Source organism: Streptomyces sp. NPDC021020, assembly GCF_044333285.1.
Classification (GTDB): Bacteria; Actinomycetota; Actinomycetes; order Streptomycetales; family Streptomycetaceae; genus Actinacidiphila.
This window is the reverse complement of record NZ_JBIRQQ010000004.1, coordinates 737,766-754,734: the sequence shown is the minus strand read 5'-3', so window position 1 is coordinate 754,734 and position 16,969 is coordinate 737,766. Positions and strand designations below refer to the sequence as shown.

Here is a 16,969-nt window from a genome sequence, read left to right as displayed (position 1 = left end):
CCTGCTCGGAACCGCGGTGTCGACGGGGGACGGTCATGAAGTCGGAATGGGAGTGGGCGTTCGGATCCAGCGGTGACGCGGAGCCGTGCTCCGGCAGGGTTACCGGTACGCGGTCCGGTGCGCGCGGCACTTCGGCGGCGGTGGCGGAGCGGGCGGGCCCGGACGAACAGGGATCGCGGCTGGCGGATCTGGTGGCCGCCGCCGCGCGGAGTGCCCCGGCCTGCGGGACGCCGCAGGACCCCGTGGGGAAGAGCGCGAATGGCGCGCTGGCCGCTGAACTGACTGCGCTGCACGGGGGACACGGCGATCCGGACGCGCTCGTCGATGCCTTCCGGGAGAGCGTCGTGCTGATCCCGACCGTCGAGGGCGGGTTGCGCGCGGCGACCTCGGGCGGTGTGCGCTGGCTGTTCGCGTTCTCCGGCGGGGCGGAGCTGGCGCGATTCGCCGCCGCCGCCGGAAGTGCGCGCGGCTCGGCGGGCGGAGGCGCGGCCATAGCCGCGGGCGGGGGCCGGAAAGAGGACGTGGATGTGGATGTGGACTACGTGACCGTGCACGGGTGGCGGCTGCTCGACGAGGTCGTGCCCGCGGTCGGCGCCCCGGCCGGCGTGGCGCTCGACGTGGCGGGGCGGCTGCCGATGCTCTTCCCGCCCGCCACGGGTGTGGTCCCCGACTCGGCGGCGGTGGACGCCGAGGTCCTCAGCGGGGAGATCCCGTGACCGGGGGCGGCGGCTACGAGGTCAGGGAGACGGCGCTGACACAGACTGCCTCGGGGCTCGGCGGCGTCATCCACGAACTCCAGTCGATGGGCCAGGAGGCGGCCGCCGACGTCGGCCGCGGCTTCACGCACCTGAAACTGACGGGCATGCAGGTCGGACACGACGAGCTCACATCCGCCCTGGCCGGATTCTGCGACCGATGGGAATGGGGAGTGCGCGCCCTCGTCCAGGACGCCGATCAGATCGCGGAGCGGTTGGGCCTGGCGGCCGGCACGTACTACGAGATGGACCGTTACGCGGAAAAGACCCTGAAGGTGGTCGTGGCCTCCGCCGTCGGCAATCCCGGCCTGACGGAGGAGCAGGAGGAAGCCTCGTCGTGGAGCCGGATCGGTGCGGACAATCCCGTCGAGGACCTCCTCCACCCTGACTTCAGCGCCGCGTCCGCCCGGCAGGGCCTCTCCGACATGGGGCAGACCTGGCAGGACACCGCCCGCGACATGGTCCGAAATCCCGTGTCGGAGGCCGCGGCCACACTGACGGGGACGGACGAGCGCTACAACCGTTGGCTCGCCGGAGCTCCTGAGGGCGCTCATGGCGGGGGCGACCAGCCCCAGGGCGGCGGCTGATGGGTATCGGATCGCTCATCGACGGGGCCGGCGATATCGGTGGGCGGCTGTTGAACTCCGCCGAGCGCAAGACCGGCGCCCTCATCGACGACAACGCCCGCCTGGTCGTCGGCGGACTCGACGCCCTCGGCCTGAACCGCGCCGCGGACTGGACCGGCAAGACGGGCGACCACATCGCCGACGAACTCGGCGCGCACGTAACCGAACTGGACTTGGGCAGCAGCGACGACCCCGGTGAGCTGCTGCACGGCGACCCCGCACACATCCGTGCCACGGCCGCGCACCTGCGCCGACTCCACACCGCCTTCGACACCGGCCACCGCGGCATCTCGCGACTCGGCGCCGAGGAGTGGCACGGCCGAGGAGGGGACGCCTTCCGTGCGGTCTTCACACCCCAGCCTGCCGCATGGGGCCGCGCCGCGGGCGCATGCCGGGACGCCGCCGACACCCTGGAGCGCTACGCGTGCACAGTGGACTGGGCAAAGAGGCGGGCCGCGGAAGCGGTACGGCTGTGGGAGAGCGGTGTCCAGGCCCGCAAGAAGGCCGCCGCCGCCTACGACGAGCAGATGGCGCAGTACGAGGCGGCTCGCGCGGCGGGAGGCGAGGCCCCCGCACCGGCCCCTTTCACCGACCCCGGGACGGACGCCCGGGAAGCCGCGCGCAACATGCTGGCCGCCGCCCGCGAGCAGCGCGACACCATGGCCCGGTCCACGGCGGCAGCGCTGCACTCGGCGGCCGACCTCGCTCCGAAAATGCCGAGCTTCACGCAGCGGCTGTCCGCCCGCACGGAGGACCTGCTGAGCACCCTGCCGATCCGGCTGGAGCACGTCGCCGGCGGCATGGTCCGCACGGCATGCGACGCCGTCCGTTTCACCCGCGGCCTCGACCCCTACGACCCGTACAACCTGACCCACCCGGCGCAGTACCTGACACAACTGAACGCCACGGCCGCCGGACTGCTGGACCTCGCCGTACACCCCGAGAGGCTGCCGCCCGCCGTCCTCGGCACCGGCTGGGGCCGCGACGGCGACGAGGCGGCGGGCCGACTGCTCGCCAACCTGCTCTACGCCGTGGGCACGGACGGTGCGGCGGCCGCACGCGCAAGAGCCCCGGGCTGGCGCAGGGCGGTGCCGACGCACGGCACCACACTCAAGGACATCCGCGCGAGCCTGCGCGGCGGCCCCGACGGGCTGCAACCCGTCGACCCCGCCGACCAGCGCGCCCTGGAGGCCGCGGTGCCACGCAACCGCAACGGCAGCTTCCAGCGCTACCCGGACCCGCGGGGCCCCTGGACGGCGCGGCTCAACGCCGGAGGGATGAGCGTGCCGGGACGCTCCAACAACTGTGCGGATGCGGTGCGTTCTGCGTTGGAGACGTGGTACGGCAACCCGCAGGTGGCTGCGGCTCGGACCCTAACCCGCGATGAGAACGGTGAGTTCGACCTGCAAACCTCCGAGCGGAGCGGAGTGGAAAACGGCAACGCTTGGGGTGGTACGACCATGCGCTACACCGGCCCCGGGGTAGGAGCGTACGAGAAGGTAGCGGCCGAGCTACGCGGCTCAGGACACGGATCGAGTGCGTTGGTGCACATCGAATGGCCAATGCGCGAAGACGGCGAAATTACCTCACACGTCTTCACAGCGCTCAACCACGGCGGGTTGATCTATTGGTTCGACCCGCAATCCAGCACTGTGAGCACCGAGCCGATCTACTCCAACGCGGCACACATGTACCACTATTCCCTGGACCCGCAACGCAGACCAGCTACGTTGAGTGCCCATGCTGAAGTCAATGCAAGACCATAAGAGCCTTCGGTCGGAAAGGACAACAAATTGGATGCTGCGGAGGCTCAGCGTATTGTGGCGAGTCGCTACAGATGTCGACGCCAAGATGGCAGTGTGGCACCAATGTTCGCCACGGAGTTCGACGAGGGCTTCATCGTGATGCCATCGTCCCCACCCTCGGCACCGTTGCCACCGCCCCAACTGGGCGACCCACCACGGGTGTCCTCCCCAGGTACGGCGGCCATCATCGTCGACAAGCAGACCGGCGAAATGACCGTGCTGCCCTACCACGGGGAGGAGGGAACGGCCGAGGCCTATCGGCGGCTGCGCGCCCAGCCACCGCCCCCACCGGCGCTTCCCGCGCCTCGCCCGCGCAGCCGTCCGCACCGTCGCTGGGGATTTCGTAAGTCGGGCGACTCGGATACGTCCGGCACGGCGTGATACACGACCCGCGGCAGCGTCAGCGCAAGCTTTCGCGGTCGCGGAGGGCGATCGCCGTCCCGGCGATCAGCAGCAGGCCGGCGGCCGAAACAGCAAAAAGGTACGCGGCGGTGCGCTTCTCCCGTTGCCGGGCGGGGTCGGTCAGGGTGAGGGCTGCCGGGATCGCGGCGGCGCGGCCCTGGCGTACAGCCCGAGCTGGGGTCGGTGCCTCGATCGGGTGGGCGTCGTCGGTCAGGGCGCGGGCGGGGTCCACCACACCCCAGCCGACGAGCGCGTTGTGGCCTGGGGAGGTGCGCAGCGCCGTCTGCTCGATCTGGGCGACCACTTCCTGCGCGGTCCAGGTGGGGTGCTCGGCGCGGATCAGGGCGGCGACCCCGGACACGTAAGGGGCGGCGAAACTTGTTCCGTTGTCGACGCACTGGCCGCCGCCGGGCACCGTGGAGAGCATGTCCACGCCGGGAGCGGCGACTCCGACGAATTCCCCCGCCTGGGAGAACGGAGCGCGCTCGTTGTTGCGGTCCGAGGCCCCGACCGCCAGCACACCCGGATACCCGCCGGGATACGTGGTGCGGAACGCGCCGTCTGATCCGCCGTTCCCCGCAGAGGCGACGATCACGGCGTCCGCGCGTACGGCAGCCTCGACAGCGGCCTCCAGAGCGGGGGTACCGCGCGGGGTGTCCTGTGAGATGTTGACGACCCTTGCGCCGGCGGCAACGGCCTTTCGCAGGGCGTCGGCGAGGCCGTCCACGGTGCCGGTGCCGTTCGCGCCCGTTTGCCGGACCGAAATGAGGGTCGCCTGCGGTGCGAGTCCTACGAAGCCGGTCGCCGGGGAGGGACGGGCCGCGATGATGCCTGCCACCTCCGTGCCGTGACCGACCGGGTCGGTGGTGCCACGGCCCCTCGGGTCGGTCAGGTCCACGCTGCGCGGGACATCGACGGCGGTCGCAAGCTGCGGGTTCCGGGTGTCGATCCCGGAGTCGATCACCGCCACGGTGACACCCTTGCCCTGCGTGCTCTGCCACAGTCGGCCGAGCAGCAGTCGTTGCAAGAACCACGGCGTCTGCGCGACATCGGACGCCGGGAATGTGCATCCGCCGTCGCCGTCAAGGGCCGATGCGGTGCGGGGCGCAAGTGCACCGCCGGGCGCGGCCCCGGGACAGACCGGTACGACGGTCACCAGCGTCCCCAGTGCTCCCAGCGCCGCCGCGGCCGCCCGCGCGGTGGCCCGCCGCGCCTGACAGCGCCTCTCCGCTCCCCGTCCAGGCATGGCCGTCAGCCGAAGTAGGACGCGGCCTTCCTGTCCGCGGCGTTGTAATGCCCGCCGGCCATCTGCACTTTGCCCGCGATCGATTCCAGCACGCCGTGCATGTGATGGGTACGGTGCGCCCATTCGTGCGCGACGGCGTGGAAGGCGTGCTGCGCGTCGCCCTCCCAGTACCCGGCGACCGCACGCACACGTGTCAGCAGGTTGTCCAGGTCGCTCTGCAGTTGCGTCGCCTGATGCCTGATCACGCCGGCGGCCTCGTCGAGGGAGGCGTACGTGACCTTGAGCTGGCCGGGATCGAACATGAAATTCCCCATGGAGGTGGTGCGGCGACGCGCGAGATCAGCGGCAGCGCGGTGTATATGTCACAGACCGGCGATGCCGCTGCCCGGAGCGCCGCCGTTGATGTCGATGCTCTTCATGTCCTGGAGGACACCTTCGTCGGTCGTACCGGCCGTCACGTTCGTGTCGCGCACCGCCTGCTTGATTTTTCCGAGCAGCGTCGCCAGCACGCGATGGTCGTCGTTGATGAGAGCTTGCTGGGCGTTGAAAGCATTGGCGCCGATACCGCGCCAGTGGCCTTCGAGGTTGTCGATCACGGCCTGGAGCGCCCTGACCTGGCGGTCCATCGAGCCCACCATGACGTCGAGGTCGCTCTCGAGCCTGTTCAGCGAGGCGGTCGTGACTTTCATACCGGCCGTCATGGCGCAGCCCCTCCCCCGCATACAAAATGCATGCACACGGGCACGAATAGTTACCTTGCGTGCTCACTCTACCGACGCTCCGCCGACGGCTTTCAACACGACACTCTGCGGCTTGAGTTGCAACAAAGCCGGGAAGGGTTCGGACGCGTTCAGCGGATGACCGGTGGCACGGCATCGTCCCGACCGGGCCCCCAGTCCCACTCACCGGCGAACTCGGCCGGATATCGGGGGCGGTCGGAGTCCTCGCCCTTCCCGCTCGCGGAACCCGAGATACGTGGTGCGAATTCAGCTACCGGAGTGCGGCCCACCATACCGACGGCGGGCGGCCGGAGAGCCGACCCGGGCTCTCCGACGACGCCGGACGCAGCCGGAGGCTGCCCGGGGATGCCGGACGTCGGCGGTTCACCGGCGGGGCTGCCGCCGACAATGCCGTGGTTGCGGCCTCCAGGGGCGGGAAGCGGCCGCGACCCCGGCTCGTACGAGACCTTCGGCAGCACCTGCCGGGCGACATTCCTCGGCAATTGCGCAGGCTTCCCGGGCGCCCCGGCGTCGCGGGAATGGTCGCGCGCAAGAGCACCGCTCATGAACGGAAGGGAAGCGTTCCCGGGATGGGGGACACCGACGAAGGCCCCGCCACCGTTGCCGTTCGGCTGCGGACCGGACTGCGCCTGCACCACGAGCGCCGGTGCTCCGGCCGACTGCGTACGGGTGAGGGGCATCCCTGCGCTGTCCGGCACCGCCGCCGGTGGGGAGCCGGAAGCCGCCGCAATGTCCCGCATGGCCTCTCCCCCGGTTCCTGTCTCCGGCGAACTGCGTACGGGTGCGGGCACGGCCGGGCTCGTGACCGCGTCGCCGCGAAGGACGTCGGTCCGGCGCGTCTGCGACGGGGGCACGAACGGCGACGGCATCGGCGGAAACTCCGGCGGCTCGGCCGTCCCGATGACCGTTGCCGAGAGGGAGTAGGACTGTGCCAGCTTGCGCATCTGGTCGGCCGCCTCGATGCGGGCGGTCTCCAGCTCGGTGTGGGCGCGGGCCATCTGCGTCTGGGCGTCCGGGTCGTGGCGGATGGTGGGGTCGTCCCGGAGGGTGGCGTAGGCCACCCGGGCGGCGGCAGGGACGGGTGGCATGTCGCGTTTGACCGCCCGCAGGGTGTCCGCCGCGTGGGTGAGGGCGTTGGCGGTGGCGTGCGCGTAGTCGCTCAGCCCCAGCGTGGCTCTGGCGACGTGCCTGCCCCATTCTCGGAAGGCGGCGCCGGAGGTGCCCTCCCAGTCGACGAGGGCGATGTGCCGGTCGAGGTCCGCGCCGATCCGGGCGATCACCTCGACGGCCAGGCCGAGGTGATCGCCGACGGACGCGATCGCCTCGGGGTCGGCGTGACGGATCATGGCCAGCAGTTGCTCGTGAGTGGAAGTCTCGAAGTCCGCCCGGCCGGGGGCTGTCGCGGGGGCATTCGCGGAGAAGTCCTGACGTGCGGTCATCCTGGGCCTCCCGCGCCCGCCTCGGCCCGGGCGCCGCGGGCGGAGCGGTCCGGTTCCCGGCCGTAGCCGCGGAGGATCCGGTCGTTCAGGTCCAGGAGCCTGCGCTGCGTGCCGAGGTCGACGTCCGTGAACGTCGCATGCCCGATCCGCAGCGCCAGGCTCATGGCCCCGATCTGGTCGGCCAGGGTCCGCGAGAGTCCTTCGAGGTGGTCGTGCACATGCGCGTACGCCGTCGCCAGGTCGTCGGCCTCGCCGAACCCGGTACCGAACCGAGCGGGAGCGACGCGGTGCTCGCCGATGCGCTGCGGGGCGGCTTCGGAGGCGTCCAGGTCGGCGAGCAGGCCGTCCACGCGTTTCCTGAAACCACGGAGGTTTTCCAGCGCGACGTACAGGCCGCCGCCGCTGTCGCGCGGTGCGCTCATCGGATGGTCGTTCCTCCCCTTGAGTACGGGTGGGGCCACTTGATCAACGGGGGCACCTTAGGCACGTTCGCCTGCGGCCACGTCACGACCCCTGTGGCCGCGCCGCGCTCGCGGTGTCCAACATCGGGCCTGACGGGATGAGCGCGGACCACCCGATCGGGATCGGCAGGGGGTTGACGTCCGCGTAGCCCAGCCGGGCCGCGGCCTGACCGGTCGGCTGCCGCGCGTCGGCGGCCCTGCCGGCCGCGGCGCTGTCGTTGGTGCGGGGAACGGCGTAGCGCAGGCCCGTGTCGGTGACGAGGTAGCACGTGCCGCCGCTGACGTCGCGGCCACTGACTTCCCGGTAGAGCAGGCCGCTTCCGGGTGTGACGTACGCGGAGGCGGTGCCTTCGACGATCGGCTCGGGGTATTGCCGGCCGGCCCACATCCTCAGGCGCGGCGCGGACGGCGCGGCATATCCGCCGCGAAGGACGACACACACCACCTCGCGGGGTGAATCCCCTGTCGCGGTGTTGACCTGCTGCGGGTCGCCCCGGGGCCAGTCGGAAGGCAGAAAGGCGTGCTGCGGGCCGGTGGGGAGGCTGGTCCTGACGGGATCCGTCTGTGCGTTGGCCTGGAGGAGCAGGAGCGCCGCAAAACGGGTGACCGGGGCGGCGCCGTGCATTGTGACGACGTAGTACTCCTCGCCGGCTGCCGAGGTGGCTTGCAGGACGGTGCCGACGGCGGCGTGGCCGGTGGGCGCTGCGCCGTTCCGCGCCGGGGTCCCGCGGCCCTCGACGACCGGGAAGTCGATCGGAGTTCCGGAGGGCAGCGTGGCGAGCCAGGTGTCCGTCACGGTCTGCGGCTTCGGATCCTCGCCGAAGAGGGTGCGCACGAGCAGGCTCGCGTCACCGCCGCCTGCGCCGCGTGTGGCCTTGCCCGCCTTCCCGAGCCGGAATTTGGTGCCGCCGGCATCGACGAGGTACGGCCTCCCCTGCTCGTCCTGGACGTAGAGCACCTGGTCGCCGGTCAGCTCGGAAGGGCCGCTCACGGCTGCCCTCTCGTCGCGGCCCAGGACGAAGGCGGCCTGCCGCACGCTCCGGCCGGTGCCGCCGTCAGAACGGTCGCAGACCGCCCAGACCTTCGCCTCGGCGGCTTCCGCGGGGCTGGGCAGGCGGTCCGGCGCGTAGGGGATGCCCAGCGCCGCACCGCGTTCGAGCCCGCTGTGGTCGAGCACCGACTCCCTGACCTTGATGACGTCGTAGCCGCGGGGATCGAGGAGCAGCCGTGCCGAGGCCATGTTGAGCACCGGGTGCAGGGCGGGCTTACGGGTGCCGACGTCGTTCAGCACGACGTAGCGCGTGGTGGACTCGTCGGCGACGATCACATGCTTGCCCGGCGCGTCCCAACCCGTCGGTGCCGAGGGGCTGACGAGGCCCCAGGCGCCGAAGCCCGCGAGCAGGACGGCCCCGAGGACGAGACCCGGCAGCAGGGCGTGCAGCGGCCGTGGGGCGCCTTCGTCGGAGCCCGTGGGGCCGGGTCGCAGGAAGGCCGCCACCACACGCCTGCGGGCGAACGAGTAGGCGTTGAGCTGTTCCTTGCGTGAGGCCATGGCTCGGCGCTTCCCCCGGAGGTGGTGTCCGCAGCGGCCGGATCCGCCGCGCGGGCCGCCCAGCGGGCGGGATCCCCCCCACTATGCCGGATGCGCTGATTGTCAGAGGTTGCCGCTACCGTGAGGGAAAGTCATGGTGTGCCCGGAGATGGGGTGTTGGGGAATGCGCACGAACACGACATCACGCCGGGGCGGCGAGGCAAGCGCCGCGTCTCCCGTGCGTCCGGCACCGCGCGTCCGGCGGGCCGGAGGGCCATGGCTGCGGCATCTCGTGCTGCTGGAGGTGGCGGCGGCCCTGCTGTTGTCCGGCGCGGTCGCCGGACCGGCCGCGCTGGTGCCCCTCGGTCTGACGGCGGCGATCCTGGTGGCGGCCGCGACCGTGCGGCACCAGGGTCTGCCGCTACCGGAGCGGTCGGCCGTCGCGCTGGCGATACGGCGCAGGCAACGGCGGGCGGCGAGCGCCCCGGTGGGTCTGCTCGACCCGCTGCCGGCGCCGCTCGCCGAGTGCGATCCCGCGCTGCGCGCCTACGCTTTCGCCGGTCGTGGCGGGCGAAGCGCAGGGATGGTGGGCGACGGCACGTTCCTGACGACCGTGCTGGTGGTGCGGGCGGAGGACAAGCTCTTGCGCTCCTCCCGGCCGTTGCCGCTGGGTCCGCTCTGCGACGCGCTGGAGGTGGAGGACATCAGGCTGGCGTCGGTGCAGGTCGTCCAGCATGTACGTCCGACGACCGCCGCGCACGTACCCCCTCGGCCGACATCGTCGGACACCTCTCGGCCGCCCCCGCTACACACAGCCCGCGTCACCTGGGTGGCGCTGAGGCTGGACCCGGACATGTGCCCTGCGGCGGTTCTGGCCCGCGGTGGCGGGATGGTTGGCGCCCAGCGGGCGGTACTGCGGGCGGCGGACCAGCTGGCGAGCCGCCTTGCAGGTGCGGGCTTCGACGCCGCGGTGCTGGACCGGGAGGGGCTGATCGCAGCACTCGCGGCCTCGGCATGTCTTGCGCCAGTGGACACCGCCCCCGCCGACGCGGGGCAGCGCCGGACGGTGGAGCACAGCCACGCGTGGCGTTGCGACGGCCGCCTGCACACCACGTACGGGCTGGGCGATGTGTCCGCCGCCACCCGCGCGGTCGCCGCTCTCACAGGGGTACCAGCGACGGCGTGCAATTTCGCGCTGGTGCTGGCTCGCGGCCCAGGAGGTACGCCGGTGGCAGAGGGGTATCTGCGGGTCACAGCCGATGACGAGCGCGCGCTGGCGGCGGCGTGCGGCGAGTTGGAGGCGGTGGCGCGCCGGCAAGGGGTGGAGCCGGCGCGGCTGTTCCACGAGCAGTTGCCGGGCCTGCTGGCCACGTTGCCGCTGGGAGGCACCTGTTGACGCCCGCACGGCGGGTGGGCCGGACGGTGTGGAGGCGCCGACCGGCCGGTGGGACGGGGGCGGCACTCTCCGAGGCGTGGCCGGGTTTCGGCCTGCGCGGTCCGCGGCGCACTGCTCTCGCCTCGTCCCGGTCCCTGTGGGGGACGCTGTCGCTGCCGCTCGGTGACGACGGTGTGGTGGCCGGGAGGGACGAGGCGGGCGATCCTGTGGTCCTCGGGCTTTTCCGGACCGCCCAGTTGGACGCCGTGGTGATCGGCAGCGCGTGGACGGCGCAGGTGCTGGCGCTGCGTGCGATCGACGCCGGGGCGGAGGTGGTCGTCGAGTCGGCGCGCCCGCCGGTGTGGGCGCCTCTTACCGCGCACGCCGCAGCCGGAGGGCGGTGCGCAGCGATCCACGGCGTGGGGGAAATCCCTGATCGGGAGCCGGAGTTGTCGGGGCCGGTCCTCGTCGTCCGGGATTGCGGGGCGCAGCCACCGCGGAAAGGGCCTGCGCGGGCGCCGTGGCAGGCGGTGCTAACGCTGCTGCCGTTCCTCGGACCGCACACGGCGGGGCTGCTGGCGGAGGCAGATCTCGTCGGCGTCCAGCGGGTCTCGCCTCAGGAAGCGGAAGTGCTGGCCCGCACGCTGCGGTTGGCCCCCGAGCAGGCGGCTGCGCTGCCCGGGCTCGACGACGGCGCGATGCTGTGGTGCACCGCGCGGCACCGGGTCTTCGTGCGGTGGGAGCCGACGGCCGCCGAGACAGGGCTGCTCGGCGAGGCCCGGCGTATCGACTGAACGACCGCTCCTCTCCGGCCGGAGCGGGCCAGAACGCGGAACCGTACTTCTCGCGGAACGGTCTCCTACGGTGACGGCGGACCGGCCGCCCGTAGGCGCGGCAATGTACCGCGGCGCGGGTATATACCGAGCGTGGGGAAGAGCGCGGCACAGGGCGCCGGTGAATCCTCGCAGCGTCCAACCCCGGCCGCCGGGTCGCCTGCCGGAATGAGCGAAGCCGGAACAAGACGGCCTGACGACGGACGTACCCCGGCGATTAGGCTGTCCGTCGAGAGCGGCAGGAAGCGGCGGAGGGCCTCGCCCTGCGGCGTACGGGGCGGGGAGACGCTACGGGGCAACTCCCCGACGCAGACCGGGAGGCACAGTGAACAGCGATCGGGACGACAACCGCGCGGGCGGGGCCGCCCCTGTCGACGCACCGGCCGAAGGCGACGTGACGGGCGAATACCGCTTCGATTTCACCCCGCCGGCCTGGTACATGCAGAACGGCAGCGGGAGCGCCGGCACGGAGGAGGAAGAGCCCGAAGAGGCCGAGCCTGTGGCGCCCGCTGCCCCGGTGACGCCCGGATCGCACGGCGCGACGCCGGAGTCCGGCACATCCGCGGCACAAGAGGCCCCGCAGGCGCCGGTGTGGGAACCGCTGCCGCCGCGCAGTGCGCAGCAACCTGCGTCAGACTCCACTCCGTTGGCGGGTGCGGGCTCCTGGTCGGCCACCGCCGTGCCGCTGCCGCCCGTGGTCACCGGCCCGGCGGCCGAGCGGCCGGTCTGGTCCGGCATCCCGGTCACGTCGGCCGCAGCTACTCCCGCGGCAGCGCCCTTCCCTGCGGAAGCGGAACCCGAGACGGAGCCCGAGGCGGAAGCGGAAGCAGAGGCAGCGCCCGAGCCGGTCGCGGCACAGGGGGAGGAAGCAGAGCCGGAGGAGCCGGGAGGCCGCGCGACCGTGCGGTTCTCCGCGGCGGCTCTGCGACAGGAGATCGAGGAGCGTGCAGGGGTGCGGATCGAGGACGTGGGGCAGGCGGGTCCGCTCGGACCGCCGCCTCCGATGGCAGAGCCGGAGGACGCGATGCCCGAACCGCTCGCACCCGCCCCCGCCCCCGAGCCCGAGGACGCTCGGGTGGAGGCGCCCGCGCCGTTCGCCGTTGCCGCAGCGGAGCCGGAGGACGCGCGGCCGGCCGAGCACGTGCCCGTCTGGACTCCGCTTCCCCAGCCGCCCGTGACGGATCCCGCGCCCTGGGCACCGCCCGGTCCGCAGAGTGCGATGCCGCCGTTGCCGCCGCACTTCGAGCGGGCGGAGCCGCAGCAGCCGACGCCGGAGTCCTCGCAGGCCTTCCCGGAACCCGCCGGCCCGCCGGTCTCGCCGAGCGCTCCGCCGCAGGGGCCCGCTGCCGTATATCCCCCGCCGCAGGGACCGGCCGCCGGCTACCCGCCGCCGCAGGGACCCGCCGTCTACCCTGCCCCGGGGCCCGCGGCCCCTGTCCCGTACCCGGGTCCGACCTACCCCGCCCCCGCGGCGCCCGTGCCGGCACAGCCCGAGGCGCAGAGCGGTTACGGCTTCCCCCAGCCTGCGCAGAACCTGCCCGCACCTGCACCCGCACCCGCACCCGTTCCCCAGCCCGAGCCGACCCCGGCCCCCGCCCCGGCGCCTGCTCCGGTCGAGCCGGCTCCGCAGAGTGGCTACGGTTTCCCGCAGCAGGCCGCACAGTTGCCCGCTCCTGCTCAGCCCAACCCTCAGGGCAGCTACGGATTCCCGCCCGCCTCTCAGGGCCAGGGCGTGGTGCCGACCGGGCTGCCGCAGCAGGCCACCCCTGTGGACGCGCGGGGGGCGGTACCGCCGCAGGGCGGTTACGGCTTCCCGCCGGCCCAGTACCCGGGGCAGCCGCAGGGCGCGGCGGCAGAGCCGGAAGCAGCGGGCCCGCTGCCTCCGCTGCCCGCACAGGGGGGCTACGGATTCCCGCAGCAGCCTCCCGCCCAGAATCTCCCGGCTCCTTATCCCGCGCAGCAGGGCCCCACCGCGATTCCGGGACAGATGCCCGGGCAGATTCCGGCGCAAGGACCGGTGCCGCCGCAGGGCCAGATTCCCGGTCAGCTTCCGGAGCCTGGTCCCGTAGCTGCTCCCGGGCCGGATCCGAGGCTGCAGGACCCGGCAGCAGCGCAGGCTCACGCGCCGGCGCAGTCCCAGGCGCAGCCGCCGGCTCCCGCCCCGGCCGGCCCCGTCGACCCGCGGTCCGGCGGCTGGCCGACGGTGACGCCGGATCAGCGGCAGCGCACCGCGCAGGGCGGGGCTCCGCTGGGCTACACCGCGGCCGTCGAACTGTCCTCGGACCGCCTGCTGCGCAACCAGCCCAAGCCCAGGAAGCCCGGAGCCAACGCGCAGCCGAGCCGTTTCAAGATCGGCGGCAAGAAGGAGGAGGCGGAACGGCAGCGCAAGCTGGAGCTGATCCGCACTCCGGTGCTGTCGTGCTACCGGATCGCGGTGATCAGTCTCAAGGGCGGCGTCGGGAAGACGACGACCACGACCGCGCTCGGGGCGACACTCGCCAGCGAGCGGCAGGACAAGATTCTCGCGATCGACGCGAACCCGGACGCGGGCACGCTCGGCCGCCGGGTGCGCCGGGAGACGGGCGCGACGATCCGCGACCTGGTGCAGGCGATCCCGTACCTCAACAGCTACATGGATATCCGACGGTTCACCTCGCAGGCGCCGTCCGGGCTGGAGATCATCGCCAACGACGTGGACCCGGCGGTGTCGACGGCCTTCAGCGACGAGGACTACCGGCGGGCGATCGACGTGCTGGGCCGGCAGTATCCGGTGATCCTCACCGACTCGGGCACCGGTCTGCTCTACAGCGCGATGCGCGGGGTGCTGGACCTGGCCGACCAGCTGATCATCGTGTCGACGCCGTCCGTCGACGGTGCGTCGAGCGCCAGCACGACACTGGACTGGCTCTCGGCGCACGGCTACGCCGACCTGGTGGCGCGCAGCATCACGGTGATCTCCGGGGTGCGCGAGACGGGCAAGATGATCAAGGTCGAGGACATCGTCGCGCACTTCCGGACACGCTGCCGCGGTGTGCAGGTGGTGCCGTTCGACGAGCACCTGGCGGCCGGCGCCGAAGTGGACCTCGACATGATGCGGCCCAAGACCCGGGAGGCGTACTTCCACCTCTCGGCGATGGTCGCCGAGGACTTCTCGCGGGCGCAGCAGGCGCAGGGGCTGTGGACGGCTGACGGCCAGAGCCAGCCGCCGCAGCTGGCTCCGCCGATGCCCGGGCAGTACGGGGCTGCGCCCTACCCCGGAGCCCCGGCCGGCTACCCGGCACCGGGTCAGCCGGGACAGGCAGGCCAGCCCGCGCAGCCGGGGCAGCCCGTCCCGCCGGCGCAGCCGCAGCAGCCGTACGGCCAGCCCCCGATGCCGCCCGGCCAGTTCCCGCCGGCGCAGTACGGGGCTCCGCCGCAGGCTCCGCAGGCGTACCCGCCGGCCGGACCCGCGGGACAGCCGCCCGCCGCGCCGTTCCAGCCGCAGTCGCCGCAGCCCCAGGCGCCCCAGCCGCAGCAGGGCTGGCCGGCACCGCAGCCGGGCGCCGAGCAGGGGTACGGCTACCCGCCGCCGCCTCCGCCCCAGCAGTAGTAGCAGCGGTCGCCGGCCGCCCCGCGGGAGCGGGCCGGGCGGCTCCGCGCCGGTCACGCCAAGGGCCGCTGCCGTGGGTCTCCACGGCGGCGGCCCTTGGCGTGTATGGGTTGTCCGGGTCGGGATACCTCAGCGGTCGTACACGGGGTCCCCCCGGGGATGCAGTCGTGGACGGGAAGAATCCGCCCGTGGTCCGTCGCGGACGGGGTCGGCGAGAACGGACGATAGGGACATCCTGATCGTCCGCAACGCGCACCTCACGAGGACCAGCCATGATCGAGGCCCACGCACTGACCAAACGCTACGGTGAGCGCACCGCCGTGTCCGACCTCAGCTTCACCGTCCGCCCGGGCGCCGTGACCGGTTTCCTCGGGCCGAACGGAGCGGGCAAATCGACCACGATGCGTATGATCCTGGGACTCGACGCCCCGACCTCGGGATGGGCGACGGTCAACGGCAAGCGGTACGCCGAGCACCGCGCGCCGCTGCACGAGGTCGGCGCGATGCTGGAGGCACGCGCGGTCCACACCGGGCGCACCGCCTACAACCACCTGCTGGCGCTGGCCGCGACCACCGGGATCACCCGCCGCAGGGTGGACGAGGTGGTCGACATCGTCGGTCTGCGCGACGTCGCTCGGAAGCGGGCGGGCGGATTCTCCCTGGGCATGGGCCAGCGGCTCGGCATCGCGAGCGCCCTGCTGGGCGATCCGGCGACGCTGGTCCTGGACGAGCCGGTGAACGGGCTGGATCCCGAGGGGATCCTGTGGATCCGCAATCTGCTCAAGGGCCTGGCCGCGGAGGGCCGGACGGTCCTGCTCTCCTCGCATCTGATGTCGGAGATGGCGCTGACTGCGGAGTATCTGATCGTCATCGGCCGGGGCCGGCTGATGGCCGATGTGTCGGTGGCGGAGTTCGTCACGGCAGCGGGCGGCACTGTGCGGGTGCGGACGGACGAGGCGGCGCGGCTGCGGACGCTGCTCGCGGGGCCGGACGTGTCGGTGAGTTCCACCGAGCGGGACGTCCTGGATGTCACCGGTCTGAGCAGCGACCGGATCGGCCGCATAGCGGCGGAAGCCGGGATCGCCCTGGCCGAGCTGACTCCTCGGCAGGCGTCCTTGGAGGACGCGTTCATGGAGATGACGCGGGAGGCGGTCGAATACCAGGCCGTCCCGGCACACGAGCGGGAAGGACAGCCGGCATGACGATGACGACGGGCACGGCCGTGGCGGGCGGCTTCCCGTCCCCGGCCTCGACGGCCGGCGGGCGTGGCGAGGTGACCCAGCTTCGGGTGCTGCACTCGGAGTGGATCAAGATGCGCACTCTCCGGTCCACGTTCTTCACCCTGATAGCTGCCGTGGTGGCGCTCGTCGGGCTGGGAGCGTTGTTCGCGGCGTTCACCGCGGGCCACTGGGATCACATGAGCGCGCGGGAGCGGGCGAGCTTCGAGCCCGGTCTCACCAGCCTGCGTGGGTATTTCCTGGCGCAGCTCGCGGTGGGTGTGCTGGGTGTGCTGGTGGTCAGCGGTGAGTACGCGACGGGGATGATCCGGGCGTCGCTCACGGCGGTGCCCCGCAGGCTGCCCGTCCTGTGGGCGAAGGCCGCGCTCTATGCGGCGGTCACCTGGGCGCTGATGACGGCGGGCGCGTTCGTCGCCTTCCTGGTCGGCCAGGCCCTGCTGGCCTCCCACCATGTGGGGACGTCGCTGGGCGCCCCGGGCGAGCTGCGCCAGGTGATGGGTGTCGGCCTGTATCTGACTGTCGTGGGATTGCTGGGCGTGGCGATAGGCGCGCTCATCAGGAACACGGCGGGCGGGATAGCCACGGTGTTCGGGCTGCTGCTGGTGGTGCCGGTCCTCGCCGAGGCGCTGCCCACGTCGTGGGGAGACCACATCGACCAGTGGCTGCCGAGCAACGCGGGCCAGTCCGTCCTCACCCTGCACCAGGAGGCGCATACGCTGGCGCCGTGGACGGGATTCGCGGTGTTCTGCCTGTACGCGGTGGCAGCGCTCGCAGCTGCCGCGGTGCTGCTGCGGCGGCGCGACGTATGAGGGCGGCGCCATGACGGCCGTCCCGCCCGCGTCCGGCGGCGCCGGCCCATGGAAGGCGGAGGGGCCGGACGGTGGGTCCCTCCGGGCCGTGGGGCGGCAGCGGTGGCGGCCCGAGGGGGT

At 72.6% G+C, this 16,969-nt stretch carries 15 protein-coding genes; 9 read left to right on the top strand and 6 right to left on the bottom strand.

Annotation, left to right across the window (positions count from 1 at the left end; translation table 11 throughout):
- Nucleotides 1–35: 35 nt before the first annotated feature.
- From ACH4SL_RS15055 to ACH4SL_RS15040, 4 genes are all read left to right on the top strand, one after another.
- Nucleotides 36–716, top strand: coding sequence for a hypothetical protein (locus ACH4SL_RS15055; protein ID WP_398445261.1), 681 nt, complete (start codon nt 36–38; stop codon nt 714–716).
- Nucleotides 713–1,342, top strand: a complete 630-nt coding sequence (locus tag ACH4SL_RS15050) for a hypothetical protein (protein ID WP_398445259.1) — start codon at nt 713–715, stop codon at nt 1,340–1,342. Before ACH4SL_RS15055 ends, ACH4SL_RS15050 begins: the two co-directional genes overlap by 4 nt.
- Nucleotides 1,342–3,147 carry a putative T7SS-secreted protein gene (locus ACH4SL_RS15045; protein WP_398445257.1) on the top strand — a complete coding sequence of 602 codons (1,806 nt, stop codon included), beginning with the start codon at nt 1,342–1,344 and terminating at the stop codon, nt 3,145–3,147. Before ACH4SL_RS15050 ends, ACH4SL_RS15045 begins: the two co-directional genes overlap by 1 nt.
- Nucleotides 3,148–3,249: 102 nt before the next feature.
- Nucleotides 3,250–3,567, top strand: a complete 318-nt coding sequence (locus ACH4SL_RS15040) for a hypothetical protein (protein ID WP_398445255.1) — start codon at nt 3,250–3,252, stop codon at nt 3,565–3,567.
- Nucleotides 3,568–3,586: 19 nt separating this feature from the next.
- Here the strand turns inward: ACH4SL_RS15040 and mycP are convergent, their stop codons facing one another.
- The 6 genes from mycP to eccB form a co-directional block, all read right to left on the bottom strand.
- Complete coding sequence (mycP, locus tag ACH4SL_RS15035) at nt 3,587–4,615, bottom strand: type VII secretion-associated serine protease mycosin (RefSeq protein WP_398445253.1); 1,029 nt, start codon at nt 4,613–4,615, stop codon at nt 3,587–3,589.
- Between the two features lie 224 nt (nt 4,616–4,839).
- Entirely contained in the window at nt 4,840–5,136 is a 297-nt protein-coding gene (locus ACH4SL_RS15030; protein ID WP_398445251.1) for a WXG100 family type VII secretion target, read from the bottom strand.
- A 60-nt stretch (nt 5,137–5,196) separates the two neighbouring features.
- Entirely contained in the window at nt 5,197–5,535 is a 339-nt protein-coding gene (locus tag ACH4SL_RS15025; protein ID WP_398445249.1) for a WXG100 family type VII secretion target, read from the bottom strand.
- 149 nt (nt 5,536–5,684) lie between these two features.
- A complete protein-coding gene (locus tag ACH4SL_RS15020; protein ID WP_398445247.1) occupies nt 5,685–7,013 on the bottom strand; it encodes a WXG100 family type VII secretion target in 1,329 nt (442 codons plus the stop codon).
- Nucleotides 7,010–7,435, bottom strand: coding sequence for a hypothetical protein (locus tag ACH4SL_RS15015; RefSeq protein ID WP_398445245.1), 426 nt, complete (start codon nt 7,433–7,435; stop codon nt 7,010–7,012). Before ACH4SL_RS15015 ends, ACH4SL_RS15020 begins: the two co-directional genes overlap by 4 nt.
- Before the next feature lie 82 nt (nt 7,436–7,517).
- Entirely contained in the window at nt 7,518–9,026 is a 1,509-nt protein-coding gene (gene eccB, locus ACH4SL_RS15010) for a type VII secretion protein EccB (protein WP_398445243.1), read from the bottom strand.
- 163 nt (nt 9,027–9,189) lie between these two features.
- On the opposite strand from eccB, the gene eccE reads away from it, so the two are divergent.
- The 5 genes from eccE to ACH4SL_RS14985 all read left to right on the top strand — a co-directional run bounded on the left by eccE (nt 9,190) and on the right by ACH4SL_RS14985 (nt 16,849).
- Nucleotides 9,190–10,401 carry a type VII secretion protein EccE gene (gene eccE / locus ACH4SL_RS15005; RefSeq protein WP_398445240.1) on the top strand — a complete coding sequence of 404 codons (1,212 nt, stop codon included), beginning with the start codon at nt 9,190–9,192 and terminating at the stop codon, nt 10,399–10,401.
- Nucleotides 10,398–11,174, top strand: coding sequence for a hypothetical protein (locus tag ACH4SL_RS15000; RefSeq protein ID WP_398445238.1), 777 nt, complete (start codon nt 10,398–10,400; stop codon nt 11,172–11,174). Before eccE ends, ACH4SL_RS15000 begins: the two co-directional genes overlap by 4 nt.
- 364 nt (nt 11,175–11,538) lie before the next feature.
- Nucleotides 11,539–14,802: an SCO5717 family growth-regulating ATPase gene (locus ACH4SL_RS14995; protein WP_398445236.1), complete on the top strand. Its 3,264-nt coding sequence runs from the start codon at nt 11,539–11,541 to the stop codon at nt 14,800–14,802.
- Nucleotides 14,803–15,074: 272 nt separating this feature from the next.
- Complete coding sequence (locus ACH4SL_RS14990; protein WP_398445234.1) at nt 15,075–16,004, top strand: ATP-binding cassette domain-containing protein; 930 nt, start codon at nt 15,075–15,077, stop codon at nt 16,002–16,004.
- Nucleotides 16,001–16,849 (top strand): ABC transporter permease, encoded by an 849-nt coding sequence (locus tag ACH4SL_RS14985; protein ID WP_398445232.1) that lies wholly within the window; start codon nt 16,001–16,003, stop codon nt 16,847–16,849. The genes ACH4SL_RS14990 and ACH4SL_RS14985 overlap by 4 nt, the downstream gene beginning before the upstream one ends.
- Nucleotides 16,850–16,969 lie beyond the last annotated feature (120 nt).

Bases quoted from the DNA above. Each gene is read 5' to 3' on its own strand.
- ACH4SL_RS15040 (WP_398445255.1), top strand. From the start codon at position 3,250: ATGTTCGCCACGGAGTTCGACGAGGGCTTCATCGTGATGCCATCGTCC.
- eccE (WP_398445240.1), top strand. From the start codon at position 9,190: ATGCGCACGAACACGACATCACGCCGGGGCGGCGAGGCAAGCGCCGCG.
- ACH4SL_RS15055 (WP_398445261.1), top strand. From the start codon at position 36: ATGAAGTCGGAATGGGAGTGGGCGTTCGGATCCAGCGGTGACGCGGAG.
- ACH4SL_RS15015 (WP_398445245.1), bottom strand. From the start codon at position 7,435: ATGAGCGCACCGCGCGACAGCGGCGGCGGCCTGTACGTCGCGCTGGAA.
- ACH4SL_RS15030 (WP_398445251.1), bottom strand. From the start codon at position 5,136: ATGTTCGATCCCGGCCAGCTCAAGGTCACGTACGCCTCCCTCGACGAG.
- ACH4SL_RS14985 (WP_398445232.1), top strand. From the start codon at position 16,001: ATGACGATGACGACGGGCACGGCCGTGGCGGGCGGCTTCCCGTCCCCG.
- ACH4SL_RS15020 (WP_398445247.1), bottom strand. From the start codon at position 7,013: ATGACCGCACGTCAGGACTTCTCCGCGAATGCCCCCGCGACAGCCCCC.
- eccB (WP_398445243.1), bottom strand. From the start codon at position 9,026: ATGGCCTCACGCAAGGAACAGCTCAACGCCTACTCGTTCGCCCGCAGG.
- ACH4SL_RS15045 (WP_398445257.1), top strand. From the start codon at position 1,342: ATGGGTATCGGATCGCTCATCGACGGGGCCGGCGATATCGGTGGGCGG.
- ACH4SL_RS15025 (WP_398445249.1), bottom strand. From the start codon at position 5,535: ATGACGGCCGGTATGAAAGTCACGACCGCCTCGCTGAACAGGCTCGAG.
- ACH4SL_RS14990 (WP_398445234.1), top strand. From the start codon at position 15,075: ATGATCGAGGCCCACGCACTGACCAAACGCTACGGTGAGCGCACCGCC.